16 protein-coding genes are annotated in these 13,537 nt (G+C 71.7%); 8 read left to right on the forward strand and 8 right to left on the reverse strand.

Annotation, left to right across the window (positions count from 1 at the left end; genetic code table 11):
- The first annotated feature begins 1 nt into the window (after nucleotide 1).
- The 5 genes from A5481_RS30640 (at nucleotide 2) to mtnA (ending at nucleotide 5,040) form a co-directional block, all read left to right on the forward strand.
- Nucleotides 2-1,174, forward strand: coding sequence for a phosphoserine transaminase (locus A5481_RS30640; protein ID WP_048434699.1), 1,173 nt, complete (start codon nucleotides 2-4; stop codon nucleotides 1,172-1,174).
- 407 nt (nucleotides 1,175-1,581) lie between these two features.
- On the forward strand, nucleotides 1,582-3,180 hold the full coding sequence (serA, locus tag A5481_RS30645) for a phosphoglycerate dehydrogenase (RefSeq protein ID WP_048434698.1): 1,599 nt from the start codon (nucleotides 1,582-1,584) through the stop codon (nucleotides 3,178-3,180).
- A 99-nt stretch (nucleotides 3,181-3,279) separates the two neighbouring features.
- Nucleotides 3,280-3,504: an AbrB/MazE/SpoVT family DNA-binding domain-containing protein gene (locus A5481_RS30650; RefSeq protein ID WP_048434697.1), complete on the forward strand. Its 225-nt coding sequence runs from the start codon at nucleotides 3,280-3,282 to the stop codon at nucleotides 3,502-3,504.
- Between the two features lie 3 nt (nucleotides 3,505-3,507).
- The gene (locus tag A5481_RS30655; RefSeq protein WP_048434696.1) at nucleotides 3,508-3,888 is read left to right on the forward strand and encodes a type II toxin-antitoxin system death-on-curing family toxin; all 381 of its coding nucleotides are present in this window, start codon (nucleotides 3,508-3,510) and stop codon (nucleotides 3,886-3,888) included.
- 54 nt (nucleotides 3,889-3,942) lie between these two features.
- Complete coding sequence (gene mtnA, locus A5481_RS30660) at nucleotides 3,943-5,040, forward strand: S-methyl-5-thioribose-1-phosphate isomerase (RefSeq protein ID WP_048434695.1); 1,098 nt, start codon at nucleotides 3,943-3,945, stop codon at nucleotides 5,038-5,040.
- Here mtnA and A5481_RS30665 read toward each other — a convergent pair.
- The 5 genes from A5481_RS30665 to A5481_RS30685 all read right to left on the reverse strand — a co-directional run bounded on the left by A5481_RS30665 (nucleotide 5,037) and on the right by A5481_RS30685 (nucleotide 9,350).
- Nucleotides 5,037-6,035 (reverse strand): MaoC family dehydratase, encoded by a 999-nt coding sequence (locus A5481_RS30665; RefSeq protein WP_048434694.1) that lies wholly within the window; start codon nucleotides 6,033-6,035, stop codon nucleotides 5,037-5,039. The two genes, mtnA and A5481_RS30665, sit on opposite strands and share 4 nt — an antisense overlap.
- Nucleotides 6,036-6,099: 64 nt before the next feature.
- Nucleotides 6,100-6,765 carry a deoxyribonuclease V gene (gene nfi / locus A5481_RS30670; protein ID WP_048434693.1) on the reverse strand — a complete coding sequence of 222 codons (666 nt, stop codon included), beginning with the start codon at nucleotides 6,763-6,765 and terminating at the stop codon, nucleotides 6,100-6,102.
- A gap of 19 nt (nucleotides 6,766-6,784) precedes the next feature.
- Nucleotides 6,785-7,882, reverse strand: a complete 1,098-nt coding sequence (gene ychF, locus A5481_RS30675) for a redox-regulated ATPase YchF (RefSeq protein ID WP_048434692.1) — start codon at nucleotides 7,880-7,882, stop codon at nucleotides 6,785-6,787.
- A 79-nt stretch (nucleotides 7,883-7,961) separates the two neighbouring features.
- Complete coding sequence (gene pth, locus A5481_RS30680) at nucleotides 7,962-8,573, reverse strand: aminoacyl-tRNA hydrolase (RefSeq protein ID WP_048434691.1); 612 nt, start codon at nucleotides 8,571-8,573, stop codon at nucleotides 7,962-7,964.
- Nucleotides 8,574-8,663: 90 nt separating this feature from the next.
- A complete protein-coding gene (locus A5481_RS30685) occupies nucleotides 8,664-9,350 on the reverse strand; it encodes a 50S ribosomal protein L25/general stress protein Ctc (protein WP_048434690.1) in 687 nt (228 codons plus the stop codon).
- 296 nt (nucleotides 9,351-9,646) lie between these two features.
- On the opposite strand from A5481_RS30685, the gene A5481_RS30690 reads away from it, so the two are divergent.
- Nucleotides 9,647-10,159: a retropepsin-like aspartic protease family protein gene (locus tag A5481_RS30690; protein WP_048434689.1), complete on the forward strand. Its 513-nt coding sequence runs from the start codon at nucleotides 9,647-9,649 to the stop codon at nucleotides 10,157-10,159.
- Between the two features lie 113 nt (nucleotides 10,160-10,272).
- On the opposite strand, the gene A5481_RS30695 is transcribed toward A5481_RS30690, so the two are convergent.
- The 3 genes from A5481_RS30695 to A5481_RS30705 form a co-directional block, all read right to left on the reverse strand.
- Nucleotides 10,273-10,953, reverse strand: coding sequence for a TadE/TadG family type IV pilus assembly protein (locus tag A5481_RS30695; protein ID WP_082173186.1), 681 nt, complete (start codon nucleotides 10,951-10,953; stop codon nucleotides 10,273-10,275).
- Nucleotides 10,950-11,567, reverse strand: a complete 618-nt coding sequence (locus A5481_RS30700; RefSeq protein WP_053082410.1) for a TadE/TadG family type IV pilus assembly protein — start codon at nucleotides 11,565-11,567, stop codon at nucleotides 10,950-10,952. Before A5481_RS30700 ends, A5481_RS30695 begins: the two co-directional genes overlap by 4 nt.
- A gap of 85 nt (nucleotides 11,568-11,652) precedes the next feature.
- Nucleotides 11,653-12,189 carry a pilus assembly protein N-terminal domain-containing protein gene (locus tag A5481_RS30705; RefSeq protein ID WP_048434688.1) on the reverse strand — a complete coding sequence of 179 codons (537 nt, stop codon included), beginning with the start codon at nucleotides 12,187-12,189 and terminating at the stop codon, nucleotides 11,653-11,655.
- Nucleotides 12,190-12,482: 293 nt separating this feature from the next.
- On the opposite strand from A5481_RS30705, the gene A5481_RS30710 reads away from it, so the two are divergent.
- Together A5481_RS30710 and A5481_RS30715 are read left to right on the forward strand one after the other, a co-directional pair.
- Nucleotides 12,483-12,647 (forward strand): Flp family type IVb pilin, encoded by a 165-nt coding sequence (locus tag A5481_RS30710; protein ID WP_060850171.1) that lies wholly within the window; start codon nucleotides 12,483-12,485, stop codon nucleotides 12,645-12,647.
- 179 nt (nucleotides 12,648-12,826) lie between these two features.
- Nucleotides 12,827-13,333, forward strand: coding sequence for an A24 family peptidase (locus tag A5481_RS30715; protein WP_048434687.1), 507 nt, complete (start codon nucleotides 12,827-12,829; stop codon nucleotides 13,331-13,333).
- Nucleotides 13,334-13,537: the final 204 nt, after the last annotated feature.

A 13,537-nucleotide genomic window follows, 5' to 3' on the forward strand; every position in this document is an offset into this window, starting at 1 on the left:
CATGACGACGACCCGCCCCGCGGCGCGCCCGCGCGCGCCCTTCTTCTCGTCCGGACCTTGCGCCAAGCGCCCCGGCTGGACGCCCGAGGCCCTCTCCGACGCGGCGCTCGGCCGCTCGCACCGGGCGAAGCTCGGCAAGGCCAAGCTCAAGGAAGCGATCGACCTCACCCGCACGGTGCTGCAGGTGCCGGCCGAGTACCGCATCGGCATCGTGCCGGCCTCCGATACCGGCGCCGTCGAGATGGCGATGTGGTCGCTGCTCGGCGCCCGCCCGGTCGACATGCTGGCCTGGGAATCATTCGGCGAGACCTGGGTCACCGACGCGATCAAGCAGCTCAAGCTCGATGCCCGCGTCATCAAGGCGCCCTATGGCCGCCTGCCCGATCTCTCCACCGTCGACACCCGCACCCGCGACGTGGTCTTCACCTGGAACGGCACCACGTCCGGCGTGCGCGTGCCGGATGCCGGCTGGATCGCCGCCGACCGCGAGGGGCTGACGATCTGCGACGCCACCTCGGCGGCCTTCGCGCAGGACCTCGACTGGGGCAAGCTCGATGTCGTCACCTTCTCCTGGCAGAAGGTGCTCGGCGGCGAGGCGGCGCACGGCATGCTGATCCTCTCGCCCCGCGCCGTCGCGCGACTCGAGAGCCACGTCCCGGCCTGGCCGATGCCGAAGATCTTCCGCATGACCAAGGGCGGCAAGCTCATCGAGGGCATCTTCCAGGGCGAGACCATCAACACGCCCTCGATGCTGGCGGTCGAGGACTACATCGACGCCCTGCGCTGGGCCGAATCCCTCGGCGGCCTCCCCGCCCTGCGGGCGCGGGCCGACCGCAATGCCGGGGTGATCGCCGACTGGGTCGCCCGCACGCCCTGGATCGCCAACCTCGCCGAGGATCCGAAGACGGCCTCCAACACCAGCGTGTGCCTGGTGGTGAGCGATCCCGACGTGGTCGGGCGCGGCCCCGAGGCCGTGGCGGCGGTGGCCAAGGGCATCGCCACCGCGCTCGAGCGCGAGGGCGTCGCCCTCGATATCGGTTCGTACCGCGACGCCCCTCCGGGCCTGCGGATCTGGTGCGGCGCCACCGTCGAGGCCGCGGATCTCGAAGCCCTGACGCCGTGGCTCGACTGGGCCTTCGCCCAGGAGAAGGCCCGCCTGACGAAGGCGGCCTGACCGCCCACCATCGCCGTATCTTGGCGCCGGAGCCCCGCGGGAGCGGGAGCCGGCGTCGGCCGAGGCTTTGTTCTCCTGGCAGGCCGCGTCGAACGACATCTCCCGCCGCGCAAACGCTCTCGAGGTAGGCGCGGGATCCCCTCTCCCGTGTGGGAGAGGGGTAGGGGTGAGGGTGACACGCCTCAGTGTGAATCGCTGAGCGTCGAGCTGGCAGCGGAACGGTTTAGGCTTCTTGCGGAACCGTAGCACCCTCACCCCTGACCCCTCTCCCACACGGGAGAGGGGAAGCGCGCGTCCTCCGGGGCGTCGGCGCGAGCGGAGACGTGTGACGCGGTGATCCGTGTGCGAGCCCCCGGCCGACCCGCTCCCTCACGCGGGGCGATGGCGCGACCCCGTTCGAGGCCGCCATGCCCACCCCCATCAAAAAAGTCCTGATCTCCGACACCCTCTCCCCCGCGGCGATCGCGATCTTCCGCGAGCGCGGGATCCAGGCCGATCTCCGCCCGGAGCTCGGCAAGGACAAGGAGGCGCTCGCCGCCGCGATCGGCGACTACGACGGCCTCGCCGTCCGCTCGACCACCCGGGTCACCGCCGCGCTCCTGGAGCGGGCCGGACGCCTCGCGGTGATCGGCCGGGCCGGCATCGGCGTCGACACGATCGACGTACCGGCCGCGACCGCCCGCGGCGTGATCGTGATGAACACGCCGCACGGCAACGCCGTGACCACCGCCGAGCACGCCATCGCGCTGATGCTGTCGCTCGCCCGCCAGATCCCGCAGGCCGACGCCTCGACCCAAGCCGGGCGCTGGGAGAAGAACCGCTTCCTCGGCATCGAGCTGACCGCCAAGACCCTCGGCGTCGTCGGCTGCGGCAATATCGGCGCCATCGTCGCCGATCGCGGCATCGGCCTCAGGATGCGGGTCATCGCCTACGACCCGTTCCTGACCCCTGAGCGCGCGGTGGCGCTCGGCGTCGAGAAGGTCGAGCTCGACGAGTTGCTGCGGCGGGCCGACGTCATCACCCTGCACGTGCCGCTGACCGACAAGACCCGCAACATCCTCTCGGCCGAGGCGCTGGCGCGCGTAAAGCCCGGGGTGCGGATCGTCAATTGCGCCCGCGGCGGCCTCGTCGACGAGGTGGCGCTCCGGGCCGCCCTCGAGTCGGGCCACGTCGCGGGCGCCGCCTTCGACGTGTTCACCGAGGAGCCGGCCAAGGAGAACGTGCTGTTCGGCCATCCCAACATGGTCTGCACCCCGCATCTCGGCGCCTCGACGACCGAGGCGCAGGAGAACGTGGCGCTCCAGGTCGCCGAGCAGATGAGCGACTACCTGCTCCACGGCGCGATCCGCAACGCGGTCAACTTCCCGTCGATCTCCGCCGAGGAGGCGCCTCGCCTGCGGCCCTACGTGACGCTGGCCGAGCAGCTCGGCTCGTTCCTCGGCCAGCTCACCGAGGCGCCGATCCGCGGCATCCGCCTCGTCTACGAGGGCGAGGCGGCGGAGCTGAACACCAAGGCGCTCACCGCCGCCGCCGTCACCGGCGCGCTGCGGCCGTTCCTGGAAGGGGTCAACATGGTCTCGGCGATCGAGGTGGCGCGCTCCCGCGGCATCCAGGTCGAGACCGCGACCCGCACCGCGGTCGAGGGCCCCTACGCCTCGCGCCTCCACGTCACGGTCGAGGCCGAGGACATGCCCCGCGACGCCGCCGGCACGGTGTTCGGCGACGGCCGCCCGCGCTTCGTCGAGATCCGCGGCATCGCGCTGGAAGCCGCGGTGGCCCCCCACATGCTCTACATCCGCAACGCCGACCAGCCCGGCTTCATCGGCCGCTTCGGCACGCTGATGGGCGAGGCCGGCGTCAACGTCGCCACCTTTCATCTCGGCCGCGACCGGCCCGGCGGCGACGCGATCTGCTTTGCCGCCATCGACGAGGCGGTCTCGCCCGATCTCCTGCACGCGATCGAGGCGATCCCGCAGGTGAAGCGGGCGCGGGCGGTGCGGTTCTGAGGGGATGGGGGCGGCTTCCGCCCCCATCCCTTGCGGTGCTACCAGGGACCGACATATCCAACGGCGGCGTTATCCGGATCCGGTGCCGAGGAGGTTGACGTGGTTGCACTGAAGGTCAAGGCGATCGGCGACACCCTCGCGGTCGTCCTCCCGGACGACGTTCTAGCCCGCCTCGCCCTGACCGAAGGTTCAACGCTCCACCTGACGGAAACACCCGACGGTTACCGGATCACCCCACAGGATCCGTCTGGGACGAGCCAAATGGATGCCGCGCGGGACGTCATGCAGCGGTACCGCAACGCTCTGCGCGAACTGGCGAAGTGAGCCATGGCGGGGCCGGTCTGGATCGAGCGGGACATCGTCCTGGCGATCCATGCCGACCAGATCGCCGAACACGGCGGTCTGCCCGGCTTGCGCGACCAAGCCCTGCTCGACTCGGCGCTCGCCCGCCCCCGGCAGCGAGCCGCCTACGGGGCAGCGGATCTGCATGATCTGGGGGCTGCTTACGCCTTCGGCATCGCCCGCAATCATCCTTTTTTCGACGGCAACAAGCGCGTGTCCTTCGTGGTTGCGGCCGTGTTCCTGCAATTGAACGGCTTACGCATCATCGCATCGGAGCCCGATGTCGTCGCGACTTGGCTGTCTATCGCTGCGGGTAAGATCGGGGAGGATGACACTGCGGCCTGGTTACGCGCCAACTCGCGATGATCGCGCCGGGGCACAGGCCTCCCCACTCCCACCTTTCGTGCTAAACCCACCCCCATGAAGATCGACGGCCGCCACTACCGCACCATCTTCCCCGCGCCCGATGGCGAGGGGATCCGCGTCATCGACCAGACCCGCCTGCCCTTCGCCTTCGAGACGAAGACGCTGAGGAGCGAGGCGGAGGCCGCGGTCGCAATCCGCACCATGATCGTGCGCGGCGCGCCGCTCATCGGCGCCACCGCCGCCTACGGCCTGGCGCTGGCGATGCGGGAAGATCCGTCCGACCGCAACCTCGACGGGGCGCGGGCGCGGCTCGCCGCGACGCGGCCGACCGCGATCAACCTCCGTTGGGCCCTCGACCGGGTCGCCGCCCTGTTGCAGCCGCTCGAACCGGGCGAGCGCGAGGCCGCGGCCTTCGCCGAGGCCGCCCGCATCGCCGACGAGGACGTGGCGAGCTGCCGGGCGATCGGCGAGCACGGCGCGGGCCTGATCGCCGCGATCGCGCGCAAGAAGACCGGACCGGTCAACGTGCTGACCCACTGCAACGCCGGCTGGCTCGCCACGGTGGATTGGGGCACCGCGCTCGCGCCGATCTACGTCGCGCACGATGCCGGCGTACCGGTCCATGTCTGGGTCGACGAGACCCGGCCGCGCAACCAGGGCGCGGCGCTCACCGCCTTCGAGCTCAACGCCCACGGCGTGCCCCATACGGTGATCGCCGACAATGCCGGCGGGCACCTGATGCAGCACGGGCAAGTCGATCTCTGCATCGTCGGCTCGGACCGCACCACCTCGACCGGCGACGTCTGCAACAAGATCGGCACCTACCTGAAGGCGCTCGCCGCCCGCGATTGCGGCGTGCCGTTCTACGCCGCGCTCCCGTTCTCGACCATCGACTGGACGCTGACCGACGGGGTCGCCGGCATCCCGATCGAGGAGCGCGACGCCCGCGAGGTGACCCACCTCACCGGCCGCACCGACGACGGCGCCTTCGCCACCGTGGCGGTGGTCTCGCCGGGAAGCCCGGTGGCGAACCCCGCCTTCGACGTGACGCCGGCGCGCCTCGTCACCGGCATCATCACCGAGCGCGGCGTGGCGGAGGCGACGCCGGAGGGGCTGCTGGGGCTCTATCCGGAGCGCCGGGCGGCGGCTTAAGCGGCCCGGCTCGGCGCCAGCCACGCCCCCGCGAAGCGAAACACCGGCTCGCCGCGCTGGTTGGTGCCGGTCGCGGTGTGGCTGACCACGCCCCAGCCCGGCCGGGTGCGCGAGGGCCGGGCCTCGGTCAGGGTCACGTCGTAGCGGATCGTGTCGCCGGCATAGACGGGTTTCAGCCATTGCAGGTCGCGAAAGCCCGGCGAGGGACCGCCCTCGACGATCGGATCGCCGCGCTCGGTCGCCAGCGCCCGGCCGCGGTCGCGGCCCGCCACCATCCGCTTCATCCAGGCCGCCGCCGTGTGCCAGCCCGAGGCGCACAGGCCCCCGAAATGCGTCCGCGCGGCCGCCGCCTCGTCGACGTGGAACGGCTGCGGGTCGAAGGCGCGGGCAAAGCGCAGGATGTCGTCGCGGGTGAAGTGATGCGCGCCGAGATCGAAGGTCCGGTCGAGCGGCATGTCCTCCAGGTAGCCCGAGGGCAGCGCCTCGCCCTCGGGCAGCTCCGCGGGGGCCGGCCCCTCGGGCGGGCGCGGGCGCGGCGGCAGCGGCGGGGTGCCGGCCTTGCCGAACATCGCCCAGAAATCCTGGGTCATCACCGGCTGGCCGGCGCCGTTCGCGATCTCGAGCAGGACGCGCACGAAGCCCCGGTCGGGCTTGCTGCCGGAGGACCGGCTCTCGGTCACCCGCATGGTCATCGACAGGGCGTCGCCGGGGCGGACCGGGCGCAGCCAGCGCACCTCCGCGATGCCGGGCGAGCCCATCGAGCTCGATTGCAGGATGAAGCCGTCGGCCACGAGGCGCATGCCGAGCGCGCAGGTATGCCAGCCCGAGGCGATCAACCCGCCGACGAAGCTCTCCCTCGCCGCCGCCTCGTCGGTGTGGAAGCTCTGCGGATCGAACTCGCGGGCAAAGCCCACGATGTCGTCGCGGGTGACTTCCAGCGGCCCGAAATCGAGCGTGAAGCCGGGCGTGAGATCCTCGAAGCAGTAGCGGGGCATGGCAGGCGTCCGGCGGCGTTGCGGGCCGCCGGGCTAGCACGGCGACGGTCTTACGCGAAAGCGCTCAACTGAAAGCGCCCGCGGCCTTGTGGGCGAGGCGGATCGGCTCCGGCAGGCGGTATTTCGGCGCGCAGGCCAGCACCAGGGCGACGCTCGTCGGGATGTCGGCGAGGTGGCCCGGCGAGATGAACAGCGGGTGCTTCCCCGTCCGGGTGCGGACCACCGCGCCGATGGTCTCGCCCTTGTCGACCAGCGGCTGATGCGCGCCCTTCTCCTCGGACAGCGGCGCGTTGCGGCCGCAGAGCCGGGTCTTGCCGACGCCGATCGTCGGGCGCTGCAGCCACAGGCCCATATGGCTGGCGATGCCGATGCGGCGCGGATGCGCCGTGCCCATGCCGTCGAACAGGAAGACGTCCGGCTCGGCCTCAAGCCGCCCGAACGCCTCCTCCAGCACCGGGCCCTCGCGGAAGCTGAGGAGGCCCGGCACGTAGGGAAACGGCGTCGGCATCAGCGCCGTGACGGTCTCGACCACCCGGAAATCGGGATAGGTCGCGACCACGATCGCCGCGTGCGAGCGGTCGTTCTTCACGCTGACGTCGACGCCGGCGACGAGCCGTACGGCGTCGAGGGTCAGCGGCCGGTCGGCGACGATCTCGGCGGCGAGGTCGCGCTGGAGCGCGATCGCCTCCTTCGGCGTCACGTCCCAGGCATGGCGCCGGACGAGATCCATCCCGGTCCCCGGGGTGGCGTCAGTTGGCGAAGCGGAAATGCAGCACGTCGCCGTCCTGCACCAGGTACTCCTTGCCCTCGAGCCGGAGCTTGCCGGCCTCGCGGGCGCCCGCCTCGCCCTTCAGCGCCGTGTAATCGGCGTAGGCGATGGTCTCGGCGCGGATGAAGCCCTTCTCGAAGTCGGTGTGGATCACCCCGGCGGCGCCCGGCGCGCGGGTGCCCTTCGTGATGGTCCAGGCCCGGGCCTCCTTGGGGCCGACGGTGAAGTAGGTGATGAGGCCGAGCAGTTCGTAGCCGGCGCGGATCACCCGGTTCAGGCCCGGCTCGGCGAGGCCGACCGCCTCGAGGTACTCGACCTGGTCGGCCGGCGGCAGCACCGCGATCTCGCTCTCGATCTTGGCCGAGACGACGACCGCCTTGGCGCCCTCCTCCTCGGCGCGGGCGAAGACGGCGGCCGAGTGGGCGTTGCCGGCATCCGCCGCGCCCTCCTCGACGTTGCAGACGTAGAGCACGGGCTTGGCCGTCATCAGGCCGAGCTGCGAGAACAGGCGCTCCTCCTCGGCCTTGCGCTCGACGAGGCGGGCCGGCTTGCCGTCGCGCAGCAGCGGCAGGGCGCGCTGCACGAGGTCGAGGACCTCCTTGGCCTCCTTGTCGGCGCCCTTGGCCTTCTTCTCGAGGGCGGTCAGGCGCTTCTCGAGGCTGTCGAGGTCGGCCAGCATCAGCTCGGTCTCGATCGTCTCGATGTCGGCGATCGGGTCGACCTTGCCCTCGACGTGGGTGACGTCGCCGTCCTCGAAGCAGCGCACGACGTGCGCGATGGCGTCGACCTCGCGGATGTTGGCGAGGAACTGGTTGCCGAGGCCCTCCCCCTTCGAGGCGCCGCGCACCAGGCCGGCGATGTCGACGAAGGTCAGGCGGGTCGGGATGATCTCCTTCGAGGAGGCGATCCGGGCGAGGTCGTCGAGGCGGCTATCCGGCACCGCCACCTCGCCCACGTTGGGCTCGATGGTGCAGAACGGGTAGTTGGCCGCCTGCGCCGCCGCGGTCTGCGTCAGCGCGTTGAAGAGCGTCGACTTGCCGACGTTCGGCAGGCCGACGATGCCGCATTTGAAGCCCATCAGATCGTTCCGTTCGAATTGCTTGGACCGCCGGCCCGCTTTCCTGTCGCGTCGCCATTGCGGTGTGGAGAGGGCGGGGTCAAGCCGGCTTCTCGCCGACGCGCTTCACCTCGTCCCAGCCGCGCCCGGCCATGGCGACGTGAACCTTGTTCTGGAAGCGGGCATCCTCGCCGGAGGCCATCAGCTCCGCGGCGTCGGCCATCGCGTCGCACATGTCCTCGACCCACGGCATCTCGGCCTTGGCGAAGTCGTTGAGCACGTAGGCGTGGACGAGGGCCTTGTCGCCCGGGTGACCGATGCCGAGGCGGGCGCGCCAGTACTCGTTGCCGCATTGCGCGGTGATCGAGCGCAGGCCGTTATGGCCGGCATTGCCGCCGCCCTTCTTCACCCTGAGCTTGGCGGGGGCGAGGTCCAGCTCGTCGTGGAACACCACCACGCCCTCGAGCGGGATCTTGTAGAAGCGCTGCGCCTCCGCCACCGCCCGGCCGGATTCGTTCATGAAGGTCAGGGGCTTGAGGAGCAGCACGCGCTCCGTGCCGATCACCGCCTCGGTGCTCTCGCCCTGGAACTTGCGGCGCCACGGCGCGGCGCGGTGCCGGCGCGCGATCGCGTCGAGCGCCATGAAGCCGATATTGTGCCGGTTGCCCGCGTAGCGGGTCCCGGGATTGCCGAGGCCGACGAACAGCCGCATGGCGAAACGAGGCTCCCCGAGAAAAGGGAAACGCCCCGGGTCTCGCGACCGGGGCGTCTCGACAAGGGCGGGAGGTGAACCGTGACCGGCTCAGTCCTCCTTGGCCTCTTCGTCCTTGGCGGACCCTTCGGCAGCCTCGGCCTCGGTGGCCGACTCGGCGCGGGCGGCCTCGGCCACCGCGGCCTCTTCGGCCTCGACCTCGGCGCCGAGCACCGTCGGCGGCACGACCGTGGCGACGACCTCGTCACCGCCGAGCGCGAAGGAGACGCCGGCCGGGACCGGCAGGTCCGAGACGTGGATGGTGTCGCCGACGTGCTTGCCGGTCAGGTCGACGGTGATCGCGTCGGGGATCGACTCGGGAGCGACCGAGACCGTCACGGTGTGGTGGACGACGTTGAGCGTGCCGCCGTTCTGCTTGATGCCCGGGGCCGCGTCCTCGTTGGTGAAGTGCACCGGCACCTCGACCTCGATCGACTGGCCGGCGACGACGCGCAGGAAGTCGACGTGCAGCGGCACGCCGGAGACCGGGTCGAGCTGGAAGTCGCGCGGGATCGCCCGGACCTTGCGGCCGCCGGCGCTGATCTCGAACACGGTGGTCCGGAAACCGCCGGCGTAGATCAGGGTGCGGGTGCGGATGAGGTCGATGGCGATGGCCTGCGGCGGCTGGTTGCCCCCGTAGATGACGGCCGGCACCTGGCCCTGGCGACGAACGGCCCGGGCGGCCCCCTTGCCGACCCGGTCGCGTGCCACGGCCTCAAGCGGCTTCACGGCGCTCATGGCGTGATCCTTAAAAACTGGTGTTGCGGATGGCTCAAACGCCGAAGGCCGCCCCCTCGAGGACGGCCCTGTGAACCGACGTCGCCACGCCCGTTCCCGTGACGGGAATCCGGCCTCCAAGGGTGTCCGGCGGGCGGGGTGCTGCTAGCAGAGCCCCGCCCCGATGGCAAGGAGGGACGGCCGGGGAGGACGACGGGGGCGGGATGGGCGCGGATTGCGCGCAATCGCCGGAGGGATCCTTAACCGGTCGGCCGCGACTCTGCCGGGCACCCCGCATCCGATCCCGGAGACCTCCCGTGACCCGCCCGATCCTCTGGGCCCTCGGCGTGCTCGGCACCGCCGCCATCACCGGCGGATCGATGACCGAGCGGGTCGCGAAGCTCGCCCGCGGCGGCACCGCCCCGACGGCCGAGGCGGCGCAGGCCGTGCCGGGCTCGGCCGCCAGCGTGACCCTGTCGCAGGACCTGTCCGGCCACTTCAAGGCCCACCCGCAGGTCGAGGGCCAGGTGCTGCGCATGCTGGTCGATACCGGTGCCACGCTCTGCGTCTTCACCAGCGAGGACGCGGCGCGGATCGGGATCAGGGTCGCGGAGCGCGACTTCACCGCGCGGGTCGGCACCGCCAACGGCACGGTGCCGGCGGCGCCGGTGCGGGTGCGCGAGATGCGGATCGGCGGGATCGCGGTGCGCGACGTCGAGGCGCTGGTCCTGCCGCGCGGGCGGCTCGAGACCAGCCTGCTCGGCATGTCGTTCCTGCGCCGCCTGCGCGGCTTCGAGGTCGCCGCCGGGCGGATGATCCTGCGGGGGTGATCCCCGCGGGGTTCATGCAGGTATGATCCCTGCGGGGTCATGCAGGTGTGATCCCTGCGGGATCTTGCCGGGGGGCGATCCCTTGCGGGGTCGGGCGCGCCGCCGTCCCCGGCTCAGCTGCTCGGGCAGGCGCCGCCGTTGCTGGCGTTCACCACGGTCGGCAGCACGATCTCCGGCAGCGAGGTCACCGAGACGTTGTAGACCTTGCCGTTGCGCACCGGCCAGACCACCGTCTCGGTCATCGTGCTGAGGTTGAATCGGGTGGCGAGCTGCGCGCCGAACAGCGGCTTGTAGGTCATCGTCAGCTCGACGACGACGTAGCGCACGCCCGCCTTCTTGAATGCGTCCGGCACCGGCGGCACGGCGGTCGCCGCGGTGGGGGCGGCGACGCCGGCATTGCCGGCATCCACCGCGTAGGAGCAGACCCGGGCGCGCCCGCTCGTATCGTAGACGCCGATCGCCTTGGCGGCGATCCGCGCCGTGGCGCCGTCGTAGGGCGCCAGCACCGCCCGCCCGGCCTTCACGATGGTGGCGAACTGGGCCGAGGGCACGTCGCCGGCCTCCCGCGCCACGAGATCGGCGACGGTGCGGGCCGCCAGCGTCACCTTGCGGTAGTTGCTGACGTAGCCGGCGAGGTCGGTGGTGCCGAGATAGAGCAGCAGCAGGAGCGGCAGCACCATCGCGAACTCGATCGCCGCGAGGCCGCCCCGGGCGTGCCGGAAGCGCGCGAGCGCGGGCAGGATCGTTTCCGGGAGGCGCGGGCCGGGACGGCGCGGGCTCTGGCGCGCGCTCATTGGTAGGGCTCCGTGCGGAAGGCCACGGTGCTCTGCAGCACCCGCTTGCCGTTCGCCAGGGTGTTGGGATTCAGGAAGCTGAAGAAGACCGGAAACTCCACCGCCGCCTGGACGATGACGATCTGGTTCGAGGACGGGTTCTGGTACTGCGTGCCGAAGGCGGTCGGCGTGAGCCGCCACGCCTTCTTGCTGGCGTCGATCGGGCTCGCCGGCGTGTAGTCGGTGGTGTCGGCCATCGTCAGCACGTCGATCTTGACGTCGCTGCAGGAGAAGATCGTGACCCGGCCGTTGCAGATCGCGTCCTTGAACTTCTGCAGCGCGACCTGCTGCGAGGTCGTGCCGGAGGGCGGGGCCGGGTCCGAGGCGCGGGCGGTCTGGAACTGGCCGGTATAGAGCTGGCGCGCCGCGCTCGAGACCGCGTTGTCGAGCACCTGGCCGGCGAAGAACGCCAGCGCGGTCTCGACGATCGCCGCCACGAGGCACAGGAACGGCATCGCGATCAGCGCGAATTCCACCGCGGTCGCCCCGTCCCGTGCCGCGGCGAAGCCGGCGAGCGGACCGCGCGTCGTCGCGGCCGGCGGTCCAGCGGCATCGAGCGGGCGACGAGGGAGCATGGCGCGATCCGGGGGATCCAGGCGGGGCGGACGTGGACGGGATACGAAGCGGAGGTTTCGGATCCGTTGCGCCGATCCCCGAGCCTCACCGCATCGCGGACGGCCCGCCCCCTGCGGCGGCGGCGGCGCCGGCGGTCGCCAGGGAGTTGCGCTGCCCGGTCTGCCCGCTCACTTCCGAGAAATAGCGCTGCGCGTCGCCGAGTTGCACCGCCGGCTGGCAGGCCGGCGTGCAGGAATAGGATTCGCGCTCGAGCCCGCGCTGCACCGTGACCACCGAGGGGCTGCCGGCCCGCACGCTGATCGCCGATTCGGCCAGCATGGTGCCGGCGGCGTCGAGCGCGATCAGGTTGGTGCTGCCGAAGCTCTTGCCGGTCAGGACCACGATGCCGTTCCGCTGCAGCGAGACGTCGGCGATGATCGGATTGCCGACGATCACGGTCGCGGTGCGCTCGGGCAGGCGGATCACCTTGGCGTTGTCGACCATGACGGTGACGGAGGCCCCGTCATCCGCCCGCGCGCCGGCGGCGGGGACGAGCAGCAGCGCCAGGGCCAGAGGGCTGACGGCGCGGCGGACGGCGCGCAGGGGATTCGGCACGAGGCTCTGACGGCGGGGCGGGGTCATCGGCGTTCTGATCTTTCGGGCGCGGCGTCGTCTCGTGTCCGCGACAGTCAAGCGCCGGACGGTTGAGAAACCGCTAAGCCCGTCCCGGCCCGTGCGCCCGCCCCTGGGTCAGGCCCGTCGCGGGGCCGGTCGGGCCTTCGTTAACCACGGCCGGAATTTCGCCGCGGCGGGCGCGGATGCGCGATCGTTTTAACTCAACCTCAACGTGGTCCGGCCTAGGTTGAGGTCGGTCCCGATCGGCGCCAGTCGATTGTCGACGGACTAACCGAGACTATTGAGGCGGGAACAGAGTTATGATCACCAAGCTGAAGCGTTTCGTCAGCGACGAGTCCGGCGCGACCGCGATCGAGTACGGCCTGATCGCCACCCTGATCGCCCTGGCGGTGATCGTTGCGGCGCGCACGGTCGGCCAGAACCTGGGCGCTCAGTTCAACTCGATCGCCGGCAACCTCAAGTAAGACGACGTGAGCCGACCTGCGCGCGTGGGTCGGCGCGTCCTGCGCCGGTGCGAGACGACGATCCGGTCGTCGGCCCGGCTTTCCGGCGAGCCCCACGGCGAAGGCGACCAAGGGCGGCGGCTCCGGCAGGGGCCGGCCGCCCCTGTCGCCGCGCTCCCCGTTCGACGTCGCGAGCCCGCATGGCCAGCCTCTGCCTCCTCGCCGTATTTCCGTTCCTGATGGCCTACGCGGCCGCCAGCGACCTCCTGACGATGACGATCCCCAACCGCGTGAGCGCCGCGCTCGTCGCGGGTTTCGTCGTCGTCGCCCTGGTCTCGGGCCTCGGCTGGGCCGAGCTCGCGGACCATGCCGGCGCGTTCGGCGCGACCCTGGCGGTCGGCTTCGGGCTGTTCTGCACCGGCAAGATCGGCGGCGGCGACGCCAAGCTGGCGGCCGCGACCGCGCTCTGGCTCGGATTCGGGTCCCTTCTCGACTACCTCACGGTCGCCTCGCTGTTCGGCGGCCTGCTGACCCTTGCGGTGCTCGGCCTGCGCCGCCACCCGCTGCCGGGCTTCGCCGCCGCCTGGCCCTTCGCGCTCAAGCTGCACGACACCCGGGAGGGCGTGCCCTACGGGCTGGCCCTGGCCGCCTCCGGCCTCGTCGTCTGCCCGGCCGCGCCCCTCTGGCGCCTCGCCCTGTCGGCCTGAGCTTTCCGCCGTCCGGCGCGGGCCCGACGTCCGCGCGATCCGCCCCGGCCTCCCACCTTCACCCTCTCCGCCCGTCCATCCGCGCGGCCCGCCGACGCGGGCCGGCGCCCGTCCGGCCGTCGCGCCTGCGGGAGGGGGCGAGCCCGGCCGCCCTGCCAGGGCCGCGGGCGCGACGCGAATGCTAAGAGCGCCTAACAGAACCGC

It is taken from the genome of Methylobacterium platani (assembly GCF_001653715.1).
Lineage (GTDB): Bacteria > Pseudomonadota > Alphaproteobacteria > Rhizobiales > Beijerinckiaceae > Methylobacterium > Methylobacterium platani.

Bases quoted from the DNA above. Each gene is read 5' to 3' on its own strand.
- A5481_RS30695 (WP_082173186.1), bottom strand. From the start codon at position 10,953: ATGAGCGCGCGCCAGAGCCCGCGCCGTCCCGGCCCGCGCCTCCCGGAA.
- serA (WP_048434698.1), top strand. From the start codon at position 1,582: ATGCCCACCCCCATCAAAAAAGTCCTGATCTCCGACACCCTCTCCCCC.
- A5481_RS30700 (WP_053082410.1), bottom strand. From the start codon at position 11,567: ATGCTCCCTCGTCGCCCGCTCGATGCCGCTGGACCGCCGGCCGCGACG.
- A5481_RS30715 (WP_048434687.1), top strand. From the start codon at position 12,827: ATGGCCAGCCTCTGCCTCCTCGCCGTATTTCCGTTCCTGATGGCCTAC.
- A5481_RS30710 (WP_060850171.1), top strand. From the start codon at position 12,483: ATGATCACCAAGCTGAAGCGTTTCGTCAGCGACGAGTCCGGCGCGACC.
- A5481_RS30705 (WP_048434688.1), bottom strand. From the start codon at position 12,189: ATGACCCCGCCCCGCCGTCAGAGCCTCGTGCCGAATCCCCTGCGCGCC.
- nfi (WP_048434693.1), bottom strand. From the start codon at position 6,765: ATGGATCTCGTCCGGCGCCATGCCTGGGACGTGACGCCGAAGGAGGCG.
- pth (WP_048434691.1), bottom strand. From the start codon at position 8,573: ATGCGGCTGTTCGTCGGCCTCGGCAATCCCGGGACCCGCTACGCGGGC.
- A5481_RS30665 (WP_048434694.1), bottom strand. From the start codon at position 6,035: ATGCCCCGCTACTGCTTCGAGGATCTCACGCCCGGCTTCACGCTCGAT.
- ychF (WP_048434692.1), bottom strand. From the start codon at position 7,882: ATGGGCTTCAAATGCGGCATCGTCGGCCTGCCGAACGTCGGCAAGTCG.
- A5481_RS30685 (WP_048434690.1), bottom strand. From the start codon at position 9,350: ATGAGCGCCGTGAAGCCGCTTGAGGCCGTGGCACGCGACCGGGTCGGC.
- A5481_RS30640 (WP_048434699.1), top strand. From the start codon at position 2: ATGACGACGACCCGCCCCGCGGCGCGCCCGCGCGCGCCCTTCTTCTCG.
- A5481_RS30655 (WP_048434696.1), top strand. From the start codon at position 3,508: ATGGCGGGGCCGGTCTGGATCGAGCGGGACATCGTCCTGGCGATCCAT.
- mtnA (WP_048434695.1), top strand. From the start codon at position 3,943: ATGAAGATCGACGGCCGCCACTACCGCACCATCTTCCCCGCGCCCGAT.